General features: G+C 45.1%; 18 protein-coding genes. 9 read left to right on the top strand and 9 right to left on the bottom strand.

Annotation, left to right across the window (positions count from 1 at the left end):
• The first annotated feature begins 3 nt into the window (after window positions 1–3).
• The 3 genes from IX91_RS10185 (at window position 4) to IX91_RS10175 (ending at window position 3,340) form a co-directional block, all read left to right on the top strand.
• On the top strand, window positions 4–948 hold the full coding sequence (locus IX91_RS10185) for an ABC transporter permease (RefSeq protein ID WP_004748918.1): 945 nt from the start codon (window positions 4–6) through the stop codon (window positions 946–948).
• Window positions 945–1,739: an ABC transporter ATP-binding protein gene (locus tag IX91_RS10180; protein ID WP_004748917.1), complete on the top strand. Its 795-nt coding sequence runs from the start codon at window positions 945–947 to the stop codon at window positions 1,737–1,739. Before IX91_RS10185 ends, IX91_RS10180 begins: the two co-directional genes overlap by 4 nt.
• Window positions 1,740–1,879: 140 nt before the next feature.
• A complete protein-coding gene (locus tag IX91_RS10175; protein ID WP_004748916.1) occupies window positions 1,880–3,340 on the top strand; it encodes a GGDEF domain-containing protein in 1,461 nt (486 codons plus the stop codon).
• Here IX91_RS10175 and dusC read toward each other — a convergent pair.
• Window positions 3,337–4,287 carry a tRNA dihydrouridine(16) synthase DusC gene (dusC, locus tag IX91_RS10170; protein WP_004748915.1) on the bottom strand — a complete coding sequence of 317 codons (951 nt, stop codon included), beginning with the start codon at window positions 4,285–4,287 and terminating at the stop codon, window positions 3,337–3,339. The genes IX91_RS10175 and dusC overlap by 4 nt on opposite strands.
• 68 nt (window positions 4,288–4,355) lie before the next feature.
• The gene (locus tag IX91_RS10165; protein WP_004748914.1) at window positions 4,356–4,907 is read right to left on the bottom strand and encodes a prepilin-type N-terminal cleavage/methylation domain-containing protein; all 552 of its coding nucleotides are present in this window, start codon (window positions 4,905–4,907) and stop codon (window positions 4,356–4,358) included.
• Window positions 4,908–5,169: 262 nt separating this feature from the next.
• Here IX91_RS10165 and IX91_RS10160 point away from each other — a divergent pair, with 262 nt between their 5' ends.
• The 5 genes from IX91_RS10160 (at window position 5,170) to IX91_RS10140 (ending at window position 11,066) form a co-directional block, all read left to right on the top strand.
• Window positions 5,170–5,784: an SEC-C metal-binding domain-containing protein gene (locus IX91_RS10160; RefSeq protein WP_004748913.1), complete on the top strand. Its 615-nt coding sequence runs from the start codon at window positions 5,170–5,172 to the stop codon at window positions 5,782–5,784.
• 103 nt (window positions 5,785–5,887) lie between these two features.
• Complete coding sequence (lolA, locus tag IX91_RS10155; protein WP_004748912.1) at window positions 5,888–6,484, top strand: outer membrane lipoprotein chaperone LolA; 597 nt, start codon at window positions 5,888–5,890, stop codon at window positions 6,482–6,484.
• 2 nt (window positions 6,485–6,486) lie between these two features.
• Window positions 6,487–7,833 (top strand): replication-associated recombination protein A, encoded by a 1,347-nt coding sequence (locus tag IX91_RS10150; RefSeq protein WP_004748911.1) that lies wholly within the window; start codon window positions 6,487–6,489, stop codon window positions 7,831–7,833.
• Between the two features lie 219 nt (window positions 7,834–8,052).
• Window positions 8,053–9,360 carry a serine--tRNA ligase gene (gene serS / locus IX91_RS10145; protein ID WP_004748910.1) on the top strand — a complete coding sequence of 436 codons (1,308 nt, stop codon included), beginning with the start codon at window positions 8,053–8,055 and terminating at the stop codon, window positions 9,358–9,360.
• 218 nt (window positions 9,361–9,578) lie between these two features.
• Entirely contained in the window at window positions 9,579–11,066 is a 1,488-nt protein-coding gene (locus tag IX91_RS10140) for a M28 family metallopeptidase (protein ID WP_174329878.1), read from the top strand.
• Between the two features lie 57 nt (window positions 11,067–11,123).
• Here IX91_RS10140 and IX91_RS10135 read toward each other — a convergent pair whose 3' ends face one another.
• From IX91_RS10135 to IX91_RS10125, 3 genes are read right to left on the bottom strand one after another with little or no spacing between them, the layout of a single operon-like run.
• Window positions 11,124–11,909: a sulfite exporter TauE/SafE family protein gene (locus IX91_RS10135; RefSeq protein WP_004748908.1), complete on the bottom strand. Its 786-nt coding sequence runs from the start codon at window positions 11,907–11,909 to the stop codon at window positions 11,124–11,126.
• Window positions 11,910–11,922: 13 nt separating this feature from the next.
• Window positions 11,923–12,798, bottom strand: coding sequence for an NAD(P)-dependent oxidoreductase (locus IX91_RS10130; protein WP_004748907.1), 876 nt, complete (start codon window positions 12,796–12,798; stop codon window positions 11,923–11,925).
• Between the two features lie 14 nt (window positions 12,799–12,812).
• Window positions 12,813–13,832 (bottom strand): TauD/TfdA family dioxygenase, encoded by a 1,020-nt coding sequence (locus IX91_RS10125; protein ID WP_004748906.1) that lies wholly within the window; start codon window positions 13,830–13,832, stop codon window positions 12,813–12,815.
• Between the two features lie 160 nt (window positions 13,833–13,992).
• On the opposite strand from IX91_RS10125, the gene IX91_RS10120 reads away from it, so the two are divergent.
• Window positions 13,993–15,333 (top strand): aminotransferase-like domain-containing protein, encoded by a 1,341-nt coding sequence (locus IX91_RS10120; protein WP_004748905.1) that lies wholly within the window; start codon window positions 13,993–13,995, stop codon window positions 15,331–15,333.
• A gap of 64 nt (window positions 15,334–15,397) precedes the next feature.
• Here the strand turns inward: IX91_RS10120 and ansA are convergent, their stop codons facing one another.
• The 4 genes from ansA to IX91_RS10100 form a co-directional block, all read right to left on the bottom strand.
• Complete coding sequence (ansA, locus tag IX91_RS10115) at window positions 15,398–16,414, bottom strand: asparaginase (RefSeq protein ID WP_004749650.1); 1,017 nt, start codon at window positions 16,412–16,414, stop codon at window positions 15,398–15,400.
• 257 nt (window positions 16,415–16,671) lie between these two features.
• A complete protein-coding gene (locus IX91_RS10110) occupies window positions 16,672–17,868 on the bottom strand; it encodes an MFS transporter (protein ID WP_004746510.1) in 1,197 nt (398 codons plus the stop codon).
• Window positions 17,869–17,874: 6 nt separating this feature from the next.
• Entirely contained in the window at window positions 17,875–18,258 is a 384-nt protein-coding gene (locus IX91_RS10105; protein ID WP_004746512.1) for a VOC family protein, read from the bottom strand.
• Window positions 18,228–18,743 carry a hypothetical protein gene (locus IX91_RS10100; RefSeq protein ID WP_236642799.1) on the bottom strand — a complete coding sequence of 172 codons (516 nt, stop codon included), beginning with the start codon at window positions 18,741–18,743 and terminating at the stop codon, window positions 18,228–18,230. The genes IX91_RS10105 and IX91_RS10100 overlap by 31 nt, the downstream gene beginning before the upstream one ends.
• Window positions 18,744–18,833 lie beyond the last annotated feature (90 nt).

The raw sequence follows: 18,833 nt of genomic DNA, 5'->3' as shown, positions 1-18,833 counted from the left end.
GGTATGTCTGCTTTTGCATTTTTTGGCGCTCTAGAAATTGGCTTGCTATATGGCCTTGTTGCTCTGGGCGTTTATCTCACCTTTCGCGTACTTGATTTTCCAGACTTAAGTGTTGACGGTAGCTTTCCTATGGGGGCGGCTGTGGCTGCGACGGCGATAGTGGCGGGGATTAACCCTTGGCTCGCGACCCTTATGGCTATTTTAGCAGGGGCCGCAACGGGGTGGGTCACCGCGTTCTTAGCGGTTCGTTGCGGTATTCTACATTTACTTGCTTCTATCTTAACTATGATCGCAGCCTTCTCAATTAACATCAGAATTATGGGTAGGCCTAACGTTGCTTTACTTGGGGAAGAGACCATTTTGACCCCGTTTGAAGCCATCGGTGATCCTATGCTGATTCGCCCTTTGATTGTCGGAATCTTGGTTTTGATATCGGGCTGGCTAGTGGTGCGGTTGTTAAACAGTGATTTTGGCCTCGGGCTTAGAGCGACAGGTGTCAATGCACGTATGGTTTCGGCTCAAGGGGCGAGTACAGCGTTTTATACTTACTTTGGTTTAGCGCTATCAAACGGTTTTGTGGGTTTTGCGGGTGCCTTGTTTGCTCAAACCAATAGTTTCGCCGATGTCACGTCTGGGGTAGGTACTATCGTTGTTGGCCTAGCCGCAGTGATTCTTGGGCAAACTTTGATACCTGGCAGAAAAATATGGGTTGCAGTCGTTGCGGTTATTGTTGGCTCAGTTCTCTACCGCTTAGCGGTGGCCTTCGCGTTGAGTACTGGAATGTTTGGCTTACAAGCGTCGGATTTAAACTTAGTTACCGCAGTCTTGGTAGCGGCAGCCCTTATCGCACCAAAGATTAAAGGAAACCTCAAATCAAAAAAGCTTAGCCCTCCTGCTGATGGTCAAAGAGCAATCAAGCAGGATAAAGAGTCAGGAGAAGTAGCATGATTCGTTTAGAAGATATTCAGGTGACTTTTAATCCGGGCACTATCTTAGAAAATCGAGCCTTACGCGGCGTGAGCTTAGAGGTGCCAGAGCACCAGTTTTTAACCGTGATTGGCTCAAATGGTGCCGGTAAATCCACACTGCTTGGCGCGGTGACGGGAGAAACCCCAATGGTTGGCGGCAGCGTCATTATTGATGATTTAGATGTGACCAAGCGTACTGTTGACCAGCGAGCTCAGCAATGCGCTCGGGTTTTCCAAGATCCACTAGCAGGCACATGTGGTGATCTCACTATTGAAGAGAACATGGCACTTGCCTATATGCGTGGCAAAAAACGTGGCTGGAGCTTGTCGCTATCAACCAAGCGTCGCAAGTTGTTTCAAGAGCGGATCAGCATTTTAGGGCTAGGGCTAGAAGATCGTTTAGGTGACAGTATTGGTCTCCTTTCTGGTGGTCAACGACAAGCAGTGAGTCTAGTTATGGCGACCTTATCCGATAGTAAACTGCTGTTGCTCGATGAGCATACCGCCGCACTAGACCCTCGCATGGCTGCGTTTATTATTGATTTAACGAAGAAAATTGTTGCCGAGTTTAACTTGACGGTGATGATGGTGACGCACTCAATGAAGGATGCGTTAGCGTGTGGTGATCGCACTGTGATGCTCCATCAGGGTGAGATTGTGCTGGATGTGGCGGGTGAACAGCGCGCCAATATGCAGGTACCTGATCTACTTGAGATGTTCACCAAAGTGCGAGGAGAAGAACTGGCTGACGACAGTTTGTTACTAAATTAGGTATTTACTGACAGTCATTAACCAACTTATGATGCTGATTTGTGACACAATTAGCGTTAATTTGTCTACTAAGCCTATCTGCTGTTATACAGTATTGATGGGCTTTTTAATTTAAAATTTCTAATATGAGTGGTAAGGGAATGCAAGTTAACAGGCATTTCAGTTTAAAGTTTGTCTTCTTGATGCCCTTGGTCATCGCTTTGATCGTTTTGGCACTTACGATCAAAAACTACTACGACTCAGTAAATCGAGACATTAATGACGAGTATGAGCGAATTAATGCTGCTTTATCCAGAGCGGCGAAAGTTATTTCGGCTCTTGATTACAGTTTTTCCAACTACTCAAAATCCAACTATATTCTGTTAGTCGAGCATAATCGACAAATCAAAGGTGATTTATGTCAGATGTGGCCGATCGATGCTGCTTTGCTCTCTGATGGGCGTCATCAAGAAATACCAGCGGTAGATATCAACTACATGTTGGTGGGCGATGTGTCGTTGTGCGATCCGTCAAGCGCCGACTACCAAAGAGTCTCAGGTCAGGTCTCATTAGCGCCCGTACTTTCTTTCTTGCATGATATCGACTCCTATTTGTTGGGGATTCACTACATCGATAAACAGGGCTATATCATGTCCTCCCCAGACACCTACGCAAAGAGCATTACGTTAGAGCTACTCCAGACCATTAAAGCGCGTCCTTTCTGGCATCAAACGGCTCATAACCGAGACTTGGTGACGCTCACGGGCCCAGCCCCCATTGCCACGACGAGCGATTTAGTGATGAGTATGACCATGCCTGTGTTCAATAAAGGTGTTCATCAAGGGATGCTGTCTGTTGATATCGCTTATGATGAGTTGCTTGATAGCCAAGGAACACTGGCGGGAAATCTTAGTATTATTGATAGTGCGAGATTAGCGCCACCTCAGAATGCACTACGGCTAGAAACGATTGATATTGATGGAGTCGTTGGCGAGCACTCACTGTACTACTTGCTTGATTTACCGAAAGAAATTGGCAACTTTTTTTCATTTGAACGTTATAGTTTAATCGTCACTCTATTTATCTACGTTTTCTCGGTCATCGTTCTATTCTTCATTAATACACGAGTCGAGCACGGCTACTTTAAGGAGCTTGCTGCTAAAGACCCAATGACGGGTTTACTTAACCGCCGTGGCTTAGAAGATTTTCTGCAGGGTGGCTCCAATGCCTCGTATGCGGTTTTATCCGTGCTCGATATTGACGACTTTAAGGCCATCAATGATACCTATGGGCACGATGTCGGGGATCGTGTGATCACCTATATGGCAGAGACTATTTCACTCAGTATCCGGGATAGTGATGCCGCTGCGCGAATTGGTGGAGAAGAGTTTGTTATCTATTTATCTGGTAACAACATCGAGGCGCTGAAGAAGAGCATCAACCGAGTTCATCACGCCATTTGTTTTCAGTCTCATCAGGCTGTAGAAGGTGGCTTTACTGTATCTGGTGGTGTCGAAGTGATTCAGGGAGATGTACAAAGCAGCTTTGATAAATTGTTCAAAGCTGCGGATGAAAAGCTGTACCAGGCGAAAACCAGTGGTAAAAACAAGCTGGTGTTTTAAGCGGCTAGCTCGTCACGATAGCGAGTGATGTGTTCAACAATCGGAGCTGCCTTATTAAAAGTGCGAATCTCTCTAAACAGGGCATCGGCTTGTGGGTATTGGTGGCGCAGGTAAGAAAACCATTGCTTAACGCGGTTCGGGTAGTAGAGCCCTTTATCACCTTTCATCTCATATTGTGAGTAAACCAATAGTAGCTCAACAACTTCAGACCAAGGCATCACAGTATGGTTGTGTTTTACCACGTTCCCTAGATTCGGCACATTGAACGCGCCGCGACATACCATGAGTGAATCGACACCCGTCGTCTCCATACAAGCTTGACCATCTTGGTAATTCCAAATCTCGCCATTGGCGATCAACGGAATCGAAAAGCGCTCACGAATTTGATTGATGTATTCCCATTTGATTTCACTCGCTTTGTAACCACCGGTTTTGGTTCGAGCATGCACTGTTAATTCGTTGGCGCCCGCAGATTGGATAGCATCAACAATCTCAAAACAATCTTCAGGGTTGTCCCATCCTAGGCGGATTTTTGCAGTCACGGGAGTGTGTGACGGGACAGCGTTACGACAAGCTTTTACGACGTTGTGAATCAGTTCAGGGTGTTGCAATAGTGCCGCGCCACCTTTGCTCTTGTTGACTAACTTAGCAGGACAACCAAAGTTTAGGTCGATCCCTTTTGCGCCTAATTGCGCCGCTTTAATGGCATTTTCTGCCATCCAGTTTGGATCTTGTCCGAGCAATTGAACATGAACAGGTACACCAGACTTAGTTTGTGAGCCTTGTTCTAGTTCGGGACATAAGCGATGGAAAACATGATCTGGGAGTAGCTGATCAACAACGCGAACAAACTCAGTAACACATAAATCGTAGTCATTGATATCTGTTAAGATTTCGCGCATCAAATGATCTAACACGCCCTCCATTGGGCCCAACACTAGTCGCATAACGCTCTTCTCACAACATCAGTCTTCAAATTAAGAGGCGTGATTTTAGAGATTTAGTACTCAGAAGTCTAATTACTCGGCGCATTATTTCTGCCGGTGGTTTTTTCGATAACACCAGTTAGTGGAGAATAAAGCAATAGAGGCATTTCCTCACCATTACTATAGCCAGTGGTGTAATAGTAAGTGCATTGGTTGCTGGTGGTATACCAAGAGACGATATCGGTATCTGATGGGAGTATGGTGCCAGTTAACGGACGAATGGTTAGGTCGACTTGCATTAGTGCATTCCACATTGCAACACAGTCACTACCACGAACCGGCCCTACCGTTGGGTCAATGGGCGCACTACCGACTGACATTGGGTAGCCCGGAGTGGAAGGGTAAATAGTGCCAGAGCCATAGCTAACAGGTGTTTCTGGTTCACCCTGAGTTAACCATTTAGCTTGATAGAGTTGTACGGAGTTCGCAAAAGCGCCAAACGCAGCATCGGCACGGGCAACATGGGCATCACGCTGATAATTGAGGAATCTTGGTGCCGCTGTTACAGCCAGCACGCCCAAAATCACAATCACGACAACCAGTTCAATCAGCGTGAAACCGCGTATTCTAGATCTTTTCATATTGATGACCGCAACCTATCAATAGGATGTAAGGAAATGTTTCATTGGCGAATGATGCACCTAATGAGCAAATTCTCAAAGAGAAATAAGTGCTAGTAAGAAAAAGGGCTAGTTACTAAATCAAATAGCTAGCCGTGACGGGAAGAGTGTCGAATTACCACAAGGAGAGGTTATCAAATCAGGGAGTAAAGTATCGAAGTGACCCCAAGCCTTGCTTAGGGGTATAATGCGCCCAAACTATGGTTAAAACTAGATTAAGATAATGAAGTATCAATTACTGACACTCGAAGGCTCAATTACTGAAGAATCACCACTGTTTATTGAAGGTCTTACGCTGGCCGCAAACCTCGCAACTCAGCCTTTAGCACCTGAAACATGGCTGCCGTCTGTGTTTGCAGAGCAGGCTGATAAAGCACGAGCAGATGTCGAAACCCATATTAACCAGCAATATAGCTATTTAAAACGTAATGAGTACTCGCTTCTCGCTTTGTTGGATGAGTCGAGCCAGCGAGACCAGTTAGCCGATTTTGCAGAAGGGTTTATGACGCTTTGGCCTACGGTTGAAGAGCAGTGGGCAGAGGTGAACCTTGGCGATGGTACACTGCGGATGCTTCAAGCTCTGCTGACTACGTTAATGCTAGCCATTGATGAAGAACAAACTCACGAACAGATGAAAGCGTCAGGTATAGAAACACCACCAGCGCTTGAAGAGATGTCTCCGCAAATTGACTTGATGATATCTGAAGTCGCGCAAGCGGCAGACGAAGCAATGATGGGGGCTAAATCTCAAAGCGTTAACCCGTACAAAGACATTGGCCGTAACGATATTTGCCCGTGTGGCAGTGGTAAGAAGTTCAAACAGTGCTGCGGCTGTTAAGTTATTGAATTCTTAAATCGAACCAAGTTAACTTTATTCGGTCAAACTCGTTATTCAATTGCGATATAACAAAGCTAAACGCGCACAACTAGGAAGAGTTTTAATGAAAAAATTTGCCGCATTACTACTGATGAGTTTTTCAGTGATGGCAGCGCCAAAAGACGAATTGAGCCAACGATTACAGAAAAATGAAGGTTTTAGCGCTGACTTTTCTCAGCAGCTAATTAGCCCAGAAGGTGACGTCGTAATGGAAGGTGAGGGCAATGTTGAAATTGCTCGCCCAAGTTTGTTTCGTTGGACAACAACAACGCCTGACGAAAATGTCCTTGTTTCAGACGGTAAATCTTTGTGGTACTACAGCCCGTTTATCGAGCAAGTGAGCATTTACTGGCAAGAACAAGCAACCGAGCAAACGCCTTTTGTTCTGCTGACTCGTAATCGTGCCAGCGACTGGGATAACTACAACGTTGAACAGAACGGCGATACATTCACGCTAACGCCAAGCGCAGTGGACTCTAATCAAGGTCAATTCAAGCTGAAGATTGATGCCAAGGGCGCGGTACAAGGTTTTAGTGTTGTAGAGCAAGATGGTCAGCAAAGTAACTTTGTCTTCAACAACATTGTTCTTAGTAAGCCAAAACCAGAAAGATTTACTTTCGTTGTGCCAGAAGGTGTTGAGGTCGATGACCAAAGGAATTAAATGTGAGTAACTACTCATTGGACTTTTCTGGGGATGAAGATTTTCGTCCCCTTGCCGCAAGAATGCGCCCAGAAACGCTAGATCAATACATAGGTCAGCAACATATTCTGGGAGAGGGGAAGCCACTTAGACGAGCGCTAGAAGCGGGCCATATTCACTCAATGATCCTTTGGGGGCCACCTGGCACAGGAAAAACCACGCTGGCGGAAGTGGCTGCTAACTACGCCAATGCAGAAGTGGAGCGAGTCTCTGCTGTGACGTCTGGGGTTAAAGAGATTCGGGCAGCAATTGAAAAAGCGCGCGAAAACAAATTGGGTGGTCGTCGGACTATTTTGTTTGTAGACGAGGTACACCGTTTTAACAAGTCCCAACAAGATGCATTCCTTCCCCACATTGAAGATGGCACGGTAACCTTTATCGGCGCGACAACTGAAAACCCTTCCTTCGAGTTAAACAACGCACTGTTGTCTCGCGCTAGGGTGTATAAGCTTACCTCCCTATCGACAGAAGATATTCATTTGGCTTTGCAGCAAGCGATTTCCGACTCAAATCGTGGCTTAGGCAAGATATCGGCGAAATTTGCCGATAACGTTCTCGACAGACTAGCGGAGCTGGTTAATGGTGATGCGCGAATGTCTCTTAACTATCTTGAGCTGTTATACGATATGGCTCAAGAAGATGACCAAGGCGACAAAGAAATCACTTTGCAGCTATTGGCTGAAGTTGCCGGGGAAAAAGTCTCGCGTTTTGATAATAAAGGCGACATTTGGTACGACTTGATTTCCGCGGTGCATAAATCTATCCGCGGGTCAAATCCTGACGCTGCGCTTTACTGGTCAGCGAGGATGATTGCTGCAGGTTGTGACCCGCTTTATATTGCCCGTCGCTTGCTGGCGATTGCATCAGAAGATATTGGTAATGCAGATCCAAGAGCGATGCAGGTAGCACTATCGGCTTGGGATTGCTTTACTCGTGTTGGGCCTGCGGAAGGTGAACGAGCGATTGCACAAGCGATTGTGTACCTTGCCTGTGCACCAAAGAGTAATGCGGTCTACACGGCTTGGAAGCAAGCACTTCGCGACGCGCACAATGAGCCTGAATATGAAGTTCCGCCACACCTTCGCAATGCGCCTACCAATTTGATGAAAGATCTTGGCTATGGTGCCGAATATCGTTATGCCCATGATGAGCCAGGCGCGTATGCGGCGGGAGAGCGTTACCTACCACCTGAAATGGCAGCAACGCGCTACTATTATCCGACCAACCGCGGCTTAGAAACCAAAATTGGCGAAAAGTTAGATTACTTGGCTAGTTTAGACGCAAAAAGCCCACAAAAGCGCTATGAATAAGCTTCCATTTTAGATACATTTATCCAATTATCCCTTCATACTTGAAGCCGCAGCTTTGTTAACTGCATCAATTCACCCTAATCACATAGAGATCCTATGCTCATAGGGCTGAATTGGTTTGTTGCCGCGCTGCAACTCCAACTATTTTGGGAACTATTTTTGGCGCTTGAGCACGATGCTTAAGCGCGATTTCACTACTAAAAAAGCATAGGATTAACAATGCTGGATTCTAAATTACTTCGTACAGAGCTGGATGATACAGCTGCAAAACTAGCGCGTCGTGGCTTTAAGCTAGACGTAGAGACAATCCGTACACTTGAAGAGCAACGTAAGTCGATTCAAGTAGAAGTTGAAAATTTACAATCCACGCGTAACTCCATCTCCAAGCAAATCGGCAAAAAAATGGCGGCTGGCGACAAAGAAGGCGCTGAAGAGATCAAGAAGCAAATCGGTACTCTAGGTAGCGATCTTGACGCTAAAAAAGCTGAACTTGATGAAGTAATGGCTAAACTTGAAGAGATCACTCTTTCTGTTCCTAACCTACCAGCTGACGATGTGCCAGCAGGCAAAGACGAAGATGACAATGTTGAAATCTCTCGTTGGGGTGAGCCAAAAACTTACGATTTTGAACTGAAAGATCACGTTGATCTAGGTGAGCTTGGCGGTGGTCTAGATTTTGCTAGCGCGACAAAAATCACTGGTGCTCGTTTTATCGTGATGAAAGGTCAGTTTGCGCGTCTACACCGTGCAATCGCTCAGTTTATGCTTGATCTTCACACAGATGAGCATGGCTACACAGAAATGTACATGCCATACCTGGTGAACTCTGACAGCCTATTTGGTACTGGTCAGCTACCTAAGTTTGGTAAAGACCTGTTCCACACTGAGCCGCTAGAAGAGAAAGTAAACGATGAAGAGCCACGTAAACTGTCTCTAATCCCTACTGCTGAAGTGCCAGTGACGAACATGGTTCGTGACACTATTTCTGATGAAGCAGACTTGCCACTGAAGATGACGGCGCATACGCCATGTTTCCGTTCTGAAGCGGGCTCTTACGGTCGTGATACTCGTGGTCTGATTCGTATGCACCAGTTCGACAAAGTTGAGCTTGTACAAATCACTAAGCCAGAAGATTCAATGGATGCACTTGAAGAGCTAACTGGTCACGCTGAGAAAGTTCTGCAACTTCTAGAGCTTCCTTACCGTAAAGTGGTTCTATGTACGGGTGACATGGGCTTCGGCGCGCGTAAGACTTACGACCTAGAAGTTTGGGTTCCGGCTCAAGAGACTTACCGTGAGATCTCATCGTGTTCAAACATGTGGGACTTCCAAGCTCGCCGTATGCAAGCGCGTTTCCGTCGCAAGGGCGAGAAGAAGCCAGAGCTAGTGCACACACTAAACGGTTCAGGTCTAGCAGTAGGTCGTACAATGGTTGCTATTCTAGAAAACAATCAAGAGGCAGATGGTCGTATCGCAATCCCTGCTGTACTACAGAAGTACATGGGCGGCGCAACGCACATCGGCTAATAGCCAAAGTTAGTAATGAAAGGCGGCTCAATGAGTCGCCTTTTTTGTATCTATTTCATGTTAATTATTCAACTTATCTATTGATAAAACGGTGACAACTTTTCTCTACAAACTGATGAAAAAGCAATATTTCTCAATGTTTGAATAATTATTCTAACTTTTTAGGGCTTAAAACCCCTTTGGAGAGGATAATGAAATATACAAAAACGCTGTTGGCGATGGCATTAACTACGGCATGCTTAAATGTTTATGCAGAAGATAAAGTTTGGATTTCTATTGGTGCCGATGCTGCTAGTACCGTCGCGAAAGCGCAAGCAGAATCTATTCTGCCTCACTCAATTGCGAGCAGTGGTGACGTGTGGGTTGGTCAAGTTGAGACTGCTCAACTGGCTGAGCTTTCGCATAACATGCATGAAGAGCATCACCGATGTGGCGGCTATATGGTTCATGCTTCAGCGCAAAGCGCCATGGCCGCGAGCGCAATGCCACAAAGCAGGGCTCAGTTCATATTACCCAAGCCTTCTCAGCAGTCGACCCTTAATACTTGGATACCATTGGTCAGTGCATCGCAACTTACTAACACAATCCGCTCTTTAACAAGCTTCAATAACCGTTTTTACACTACAACATCAGGAGCGCAAGCCTCAGATTGGATAGCCAATGAATGGCGTAATTTGTCTTCGTCGATGACAAAGGCAAACGTAGAGCAAGTTGCTCACTCAGGATACAACCAAAAATCGGTTGTTCTAACTATCGAAGGTAGTGAAAAGCCAGATGAGTGGGTGATCGTTGGTGGACATCTAGATTCTACAATTGGCTCGCACACCGATGAACACACAATTGCTCCAGGGGCGGATGATGATGCTTCGGGGATCGCTAGTGTGAGTGAAATTATTCGAGTGTTAGCTGAGAACAACTTCAAGCCCAAACGTTCCGTTGCCTTTATGGCATATGCGGCAGAAGAGGTTGGTTTAAGAGGCTCGCAAGATATTGCAAATCACTATAAAGCTCAGGGCAAAAATGTCGTCTCTGTATTGCAGTTGGATATGACTAACTACAAAGGATCTGCAGAAGACATTGTCTTTATTACAGACTACACCGACAGTAACCTGACTCAGTTCTTAGCTAGCTTAATTGATACCTATATTCCAGATTTGACTTATGGATATGATCGATGTGGTTACGCATGTTCAGATCATGCCTCTTGGCATAATGCGGGTTACTCTGCGGCAATGCCTTTTGAATCTAAGTTCAATGATTACAACCCTAAGATTCATACTTCTCAAGATACATTAGAGAACTCTGACCCAACGGGTGGTCACGCGGTGAAGTTTACAAAGCTTGGACTGTCGTATGTGGTGGAACTAGCGAATGCCACCGATATTGAGCCTCCCGTTGACAATGTACTAAAAGATGGCGTGCCGAAAACAGGGTTGTCTGGAGCACGCTCAAGTCAGCAAAGTTACACCTTCGAACTTGCCACTCAAAAGAGCTTAACCTTTACAACTCAAGGAGGCAGCGGTGATGTTGACCTCTATGTTAAGTACGGCTCTCCTGCATCGAAGTCAAATTGGGATTGTCGACCTTATCGCAATGGCAACAGTGAGACTTGTCGCTTCGACCAAGCTGCGCCAGGCACTTACCATGTCATGCTTGATGCTTACAGTGCTTATACTGGTGTGACGCTGCAGGCATCTTCAAACTAGTTTCAAATTATAAGCGGCCGATGGGCCGCTTAGTTTGACGCGAACCTTATACATGGATTACGCGACTAAAAATTTATAGCCAAGTGAGCACATGAGAAGCGTCAACGAGAGTGAGATTGTTCGTTGGATAAGCTTTGCACCATATTTCATTGCAGAAGCGCTTCCAAAGTGATTTCCTAGTAAGTTCATTGCAACCAAAGGCAATGCCAACGCATAGAGGACGTTACCTGCCAGCATAAACGCAATCAGCGCACCAATATTGGAGGCAAAGTTGAACAACTTTGATGTTGCTGATGCAGAGACTAAGTCAAACCTTAAAAGGTAATGTAGCGCAAGGATTAAAAAGCTTCCGGTCCCTGGTCCGAAGAAGCCATCGTAAAAACCAATGACAAAAACAGCCGAAGGAACGCCGAACAAAATAACATGCTTATTGATTGGTTTCTCTTCAGATGAAGCGTTGTTTTTCTTGGGAATAAACGATAAAACGATACCAATAGGCAGCATTCCCAAAATGATTTTACCAATAGTCTCTGGCTCGAAATATAAAATAGCCTCAGCACCGAAGTAAGCCCCAGCAAGCCCTGCGGGGATACCCGTTGCAACAGCGGTCCAAACGACGCACTTATTTCGCATGAAATTACGTATCGCAGCTATAGTGCCTAGAGTGCTGACAATCTTCTCTTGGCCTAAAGCGATCTGAGGCGGTAACCCCGCCAATATAAAAGATGGAACTAATATAAGACCACCACCTCCCGCGACACTGTCAATGAAACCAGCAGCAAACGCTGAAATCATCAGAGCAATTAAAACCCAAAGGGTAATATCATTACCTAGCCATTCCATAGTATTTTGCTCCTTATTGTTTTTGGTATGCTTGTATTAAAACGGATGTATCCATTCGACCAAACCCTTGCTCTTGAAGTGTTTGATACATACCGTCCACCTCTTTAGTCATTGGGAGGCGAAGATCGTTTTTCTTTGCTTCGTTTAGGCAGATGCCTAAATCTTTGCGCATCCAGTCAATGGCAAAGCCAAAGTCGAATTCATTATTAGACATGGTGACTGCGCGGTTTTCCATTTGCCAAGAACCTGCAGCGCCATGCTTGAGTACATTGACGACTTGCTTTACGTCTAAATCTGACGATTGAGCAAGTTGAAGTGCTTCGCTTAAGCCTTGCAATATCCCAGCGATACAAACTTGATTCACCATTTTGCAACGCTGACCTTGCCCATTTTCTCCTAGCAACACAGATTGTTTGCCGTATGTATTAAGTAAGGGAGATAGGCTTTTGAACGTATTTGAATCTCCTCCGCACATAATGGTCAGCGCACCGTTCTCTGCACCTGCTTGACCACCTGAAACAGGAGCGTCAATGAACTGTACTCCTTTAGCCGAGCAGGCGTCTGCGAGTTCAAGGGCTAACTCAGCAGAAGTGGTTGTATGGTCAATCAGCACTGCCCCAGCTTCCATGCTGACTAGTACGCCATCTTTCCCAAAGACTACACTTCGAACGTCGTCGTCATTCCCTACACAGATTGCAACCACATCGCAGCCTTTCGCAGCCGCAGCGGGTGTAATGGCAAATTCACCAGAATATTCAGTCGCCCATTTTCTCGCTTTGGTTTCCGTACGGTTAAAAACGCGAGTGTTAAATCCGGCTTTAGAAATATGCCCGGCCATTGGGTAACCCATAACACCTAAGCCAACAAACGCTACATTTTTTATTTCCATGATAATTTTCCTTTTTAGTCTTTTCCTATGTGTTTTACGTCAGGGTAGGCTTGCACTAGTCGTGATAGTGACTTCATACCAAACAGACGCATTAGCCAGCGATCGGTACCGTCGTCACGTGGAGAGAATCCTTCTCTGCTATGAAGCAATCTTTGATTCTTAATAATCAGTAGGTCTCCTGGCTGATAAGTAATTGAATTTTGCAAGCTAGTCTCTTTCAGCTGTGCATCTAGCATCACCAATGCAGCAGCAGCTTGTTCATTGAGCGGCGTTGTATTTTCCTTGTCGTAACGGCAAAGTGCGATCCCAGACTTATCGTAAGTGAGGAGAGGCAATACAGTGCGAATGTCTTGTCCAAATGAATCAGGTCGAGCTATCTGGAATTGAGGTAAGCTCAGTGCCTCAATGACTCCTTGACTTAGGTTGCTCAGGATGTCGTCTAACAGCACGAAGTTAGAGCGAACTCTTAGATCTGTGCGAAGGGCCATAAGTGATAGGTATTCAGGACAACCACTTTTCTGACTTATGTTTTCACTCAATAAGGGGAGGTCTGGATTGTCTACATGATGGCCAAAAGTATGTGTTGAACCGTGAGAAGACTTTTCGTTCCTAGAATGAATGGAAGGAACAACATGCCTAAATAGAAATCCATTGTTTTCGGTCTTATAAGCAATAGGTTCGATTTTGGCCAATTGATATATGCCAATATGACAGGCACTTGCTAAAGGCGTTTTACTTGGAGGTAGGTAGCCTTGGTAAGGAGTTGAACACAGGTCAGCATCGACAGGAAGCCCTCGAATGATTAACGCTGACTGTTGTTCTGAGCGGGTGAAATCTTCAATGGTCTCCACAATATTATTGGGGAGGCTGTGTTTAACAGTACTTCCTAACCACTCTTTAGAATTTAACCATGCACTATCATCACTCATTCGTAGATGTGAAAATGCGCTTTTTAACCTCTGAGCAGAGTCGTATGGGATGTAGATTTCCTGTATTTCGAGCGTTTCTTGGGGCTCTTTTTGTAAATGTAACATTTTCCGTATGCCTAGTTTGACGTTGTTATTATTTATTTGGCTAATGTAATTGCTTGTAATGACATATGTCAATATTTTTGTTTTAAAATGTTAATTGAATTTCAATACCAATTAAACTAGGTCATAATGTTCTTAACCGTGAGACAGAGAGGAATTCAAGGTGAGTGAGAATAAGTTTAATCAGATAGCCGAGGCAATTGAGCTAAGAATTGACCGAGGTGAATATCCAGTTAACTTTAAATTGCCACCGCATCGTACTCTTGCTGATGAACTTGATACCACGCCAGCGACAGTAGCGAAGGCTTACAAGTTGCTTGCTGAAAAAGGAAGAGTGGAGTCTTTTGTAGGAAGAGGCACATTTGTGTGTGGTGATGTAACGCTAAATCAAGCGATTCAACCGCCAGAAGATGAGAAGGATTACAACTTTTCGATTCTTCAGCCTTGTCTATACAAAAATGTTCCACAACTAAAGAAGGCGCTAGAAGTGGCGAGTCAAACGCTGTCTGCTGATTTGATTGGTTATACGGAGCACTCGGGACATGAAGAACATAGGCGAGCAGGTGTTGAATGGGCGAAATACTTTGGGCTTGAGGGTGGAAACACGAAAAATACTCTGCTCACTAATGGGGCGCAGCATGCCTTATCTTTGCTAATAAACGCACTAACGAAACCTGGTGATGCAATTGCTGTTGAGGCGCTTACTTATCCGGGGATTTTAGCGATAGCCAGTTTGTCTGGAAGACAAGTGGTCGCCATACCTATGGATGAAGCAGGGATGTCGCCTACGGAACTAGAGAATTCAATTCTTCAGCATGATATCAAGGCTGTTATTGTCGTTCCTTCTCACCAAAACCCGACAGGGATAACAATGCCAGAGTCTCGCCGAAAAGAGATTGCTAAAGTAGTCAAAGACAATGAAGTTTGGCTTATAGAAGATGATATTTATTGTTTTTTGGATCAAATGACTTTGCCAGCAGTGAGTAACTTTGCACCAGATTATGCCTTTCATATTTCGGGACTTTCCAAAGCAATTAGTCCCGCAATGCGTTGTGGGTATGTCAAAGTGCCCGATAGACAGGTGGCGTTGATCAATGCTCATATACGCGCAAACATCTGGTTATCTTCTCCGATTAATTATATTGCTGCCACAAATATGATCGAATCTGGCGAGGCGTTCGAAATCGCTGCAACTCAAAGAAGCGTTGCCCAGAGGCGGCAAAAAATAGCACGAGAAATTTTGACTGACGTTGATAGCTCGGCGGCGGGGTATCATCTATGGGTCCCTTTGCCAAAATCGTGGCCACAGGAAAGGTTTATGATGGAAGCCAAAAATCGTGGTGTTATTGTTAGCAGTGGAAGTTACTTTGACGCGAGTGGAGAGGGGACAAACCATATACGTTTATCACTGATGTCGGTCAGTACTGATGAACGTTTAGAGGAAGGGCTCTTGAAGCTAAGAGATTTAATGTCATCCAATATGAATACGGTATTTCCTTTCTAGTATCGAGTTGACCTAACTACAAAAAAACCGGCATAGTCGCCGGTTTTTTTATAGAACTTGGTACCTAAATACTCATTTCACCGCGCAGAACTTGCTGCATCTTAACTTTAACTTGCTCGTAGCTAAGCCCTTGGCTGAGTAGGAAGTGAAGTTTTGCAAGCGCGGCTTCTGGTGTCATGTCGTAGCCGCTGATAACCCCTGCTTCTGCAAGAGCACAGCCTGTTGCATAACCACCCATGTTAACCTTACCCGCCAAACATTGAGTGAGGTTGACGACGATAACGCCACGTTCAGACGCATCCTTCAGGTGTCCTAACAGCTCAGGGTTCTGCGGTGCGTTACCTACCCCAAACGTTAAGAGAATCATGGCATTAACAGGTTGCAGTAGCGTATTGCGGATTACTTCGTGCGAAATGCCAGGGTACATAGTAATGACACCGATTGGCTGCGGTGTGATGTCATGAACTTTGAACTCACCTTCAGGCTTAGCACCCACCTCAATCTCACTACTAATTTGGATGTTGATACCCGCTTCAAGCAGTGGTGGAAGGTTTGGTGACGTAAAGGCGTTAAAACCATCAGCATGAGATTTAGTGCTGCGGTTGCCACGCATAAGCTTATTGTTGAAGAACAAGGTCACTTCATTGATCGGGTAGTTAGCAGCAATGTGCAGCGCGTTAAGCAGGTTTGCTTGACCATCAGAACGAAGTTCTGCCAGAGGAATCTGCGAGCCAGTGACGATAACAGGCTTGCCAAGGTTTTCGAGCATGAACGAAAGTGCAGAGGCGGTATACGCCATGGTATCGGTGCCATGCAAGATGACAAAACCATCGTACTTATCATAGTTAGCGCGGATGTCGTCAGCAATTTGCTGCCAATCTGCTGGTGTCATATCCGATGAGTCGATAAGTGGGTCATACTCATGAATGGTAAACTCAGGCATTTCTGGACGGTGGAACTCTGGCATACTTGCTAGTTGTTTTTCCATGAAGCCAGCTACTGGGACATAACCGTGATCATGGGATTTTTGCATACCAATGGTACCGCCAGTGTAGGCGATATAAATATGTTTTCTTGCCATTGCTTTGAAACCAGTTAATTGTAGGGGGAACAGAGCGTGGGATTATATATTAATCCAAGCCAATAAAAAGGGGGCTCCCGCACAGGAATCCCCCTATCTTGATACTCAGTATTGTAGTCGTTGCGAAACTAATCTAGGTCTGACCAGAGTTGGTCACTCTTTGTCTGGATGAAAAGAATAATCGTCAGACACACCAAGGCTCACGGATAAGACCGATGAGTCTAATAAGTTGATTAAACAATAGTGTGTCAGCGTTGCTATGCTTCTACTGGTTTCTGAAGCCTTTGGGTATTGAAACGATATAACACGGTTAATCCTGGTATTGTGGCTATCGCGACGTAAATACCTACATAGGCAGGGCTAAATAACATCGCTTCTGTGACGATCAATGGTGTGAGTCCTCCAAAAATAGACAGCGCGATATTGTAGCCAATACCTAAGCTCGTGGTTTGGTTGTCAGACTGCTGCCATAAAAGAGCCGCCAAGTTACCGAGTATGATAGCCGATAAACTGCTGATTCCTAACACCGCTAATGCTTGCCAGACAAATTGATTCGAACCAAGCAGAGCAAACAGTGGAACGGCAGAAAACAACATTAGCAGCGCACCGGTCTTAAATGCTTTTGTCGGCGAATAGCGTTTATCAACAAACACCGCAAAGGCAAATAGCATGACTACGAGGATTGAAGAGTTGATGAGTGCAAGGTTGTCGATGTTCATTGCTTTACCTAGAATTCCACTCGCTAAGTTTTGTACATAGAAGACCACCGCACCAAGAATTGAGATGCAAAATACTTTGGCAATGATTGCGCGGCTAGATTTACTTGCTACAGCGTGTGCTTTAGGCAGCTCAGGCAAAGAAAGGCGCAGATAGAGGCTAACTATGATGTTTGCTACTCCAACCAGCAATGGCACTCTCCAGCCCCATTCGCTCATCTCTTTTGCGCTTAACACACTCTCTAATCCCGCGACAATCAAGAGTGAGATGATAACGCCGACGATTGAGCTCGCCACTATTAAGCTACTCACTCGTGATCGCTCTGTTTTCTTTGCATCATACAGTAGGTAGTTAATCAGAGTAGGGTACTCGCCACCAAAGCTAAATGATTGAATCATCTGGAAGAACAGAAAAACCACAACCACATATTGTCCAACAATTTCGACAGGGACGAATGCCATGGCCACGGTTGCGATACCAGTGAGTAGGTTACAGAATACTAATGCTCTTTTACGTCCGTACTTATCAGCGTAGCGACCAATGATAATGCCACCAAACGGTCTAACCAAGAAACGTAGGGCAAACACTCCCCAAACTACAAATTCTGAATGCTCAATACCTTGAGTGGCAAACAACTGGGAAATGTAGATCGATATCGATGCGAATACCGCGATATCGTAGAACTCCATAGCATTTCCAAGTACAGTACTGCTGCGCTGTTTCCAAGTGAGTGACATTCTGTTTTACTCCTCTATAACTTCGATTTGATTTCCATCGGGATCTGAACAGAAAAAGTAACGGAAACTACCTAGCCTAGCGTTGTATATAGTAGTGATGTTGGTGACTTCCGATAATTTTCTATGAAAGGTTTCAAGTCCGCTCACTCGTAAAGCAAAATGAGTAATCCCCATTCTTCTTAAAGTCATGAGTGGCTCGGGTGTTGGGGTAAAGGCTTCCCCATTAAAATGAAAAAGCTCAATTCTTGAGCCTTGGTTTTCCAACATGTGAATAGTGACTTGTTCATCTTGGAAATTGCGCTCAAGCTGATAACCAAACAATGCGTAGAACTTTTGGCTCACGATCAAGTCGCTCACGGTTAGCGAGATATGATGAAACTGTCCAGACATGCGACGGTTACTCCTAGCTCTACCAGTTTGTTAAAAAAGAAGGAATCGGGCTGGTTTTCGCAGCCAAGTTTGTATCGGATAGTGTTAAGGCGGTGCGCTTCTTTCGCTTCGGTACAACCTCTAATGACTGAGACTTCATAACAGGTTTTCATTTCAAGAAAGTAACCTACGCTGGTGAGCTCGTCTTGAGTCAAAGTAATTTCACCAAATACATACTCTTTTGGTTCAGCAAGCACTGAGTTTGATGTCGATAGATTATCGATAGGAATCTGAATCTCTTTGTCGCTCCAGCACTCCAAAGCAAGTTGGTTAATCTTAGATCTGATAGCAATCGTCTGGCCGACCAAATCACATGGTTGGGGGGTCGTAGGAAGAGAAATTGAAAGAATGTCATAATCAAAACCGTTCTTGGTGACAATATCCACTCGATTGTGACTTGCTTTACACGAGCCACTAAAATTCTGCACTCTTTGACTGTTCCACATGTTTATCCCGGGTTTGAGCCGCGAATGGAGATTTTTGTACAGTTCATCTCCCCAATAAGCGAGATGCCAAGAATAGTTGGTGGATACGGT

Source organism: Vibrio tubiashii ATCC 19109, assembly GCF_000772105.1.
Taxonomy (GTDB): Bacteria; Pseudomonadota; Gammaproteobacteria; order Enterobacterales; family Vibrionaceae; genus Vibrio; species Vibrio tubiashii.
Note: the sequence above shows the minus strand (reverse complement) of the source record. Positions and strands in the feature narration are given on the sequence as shown.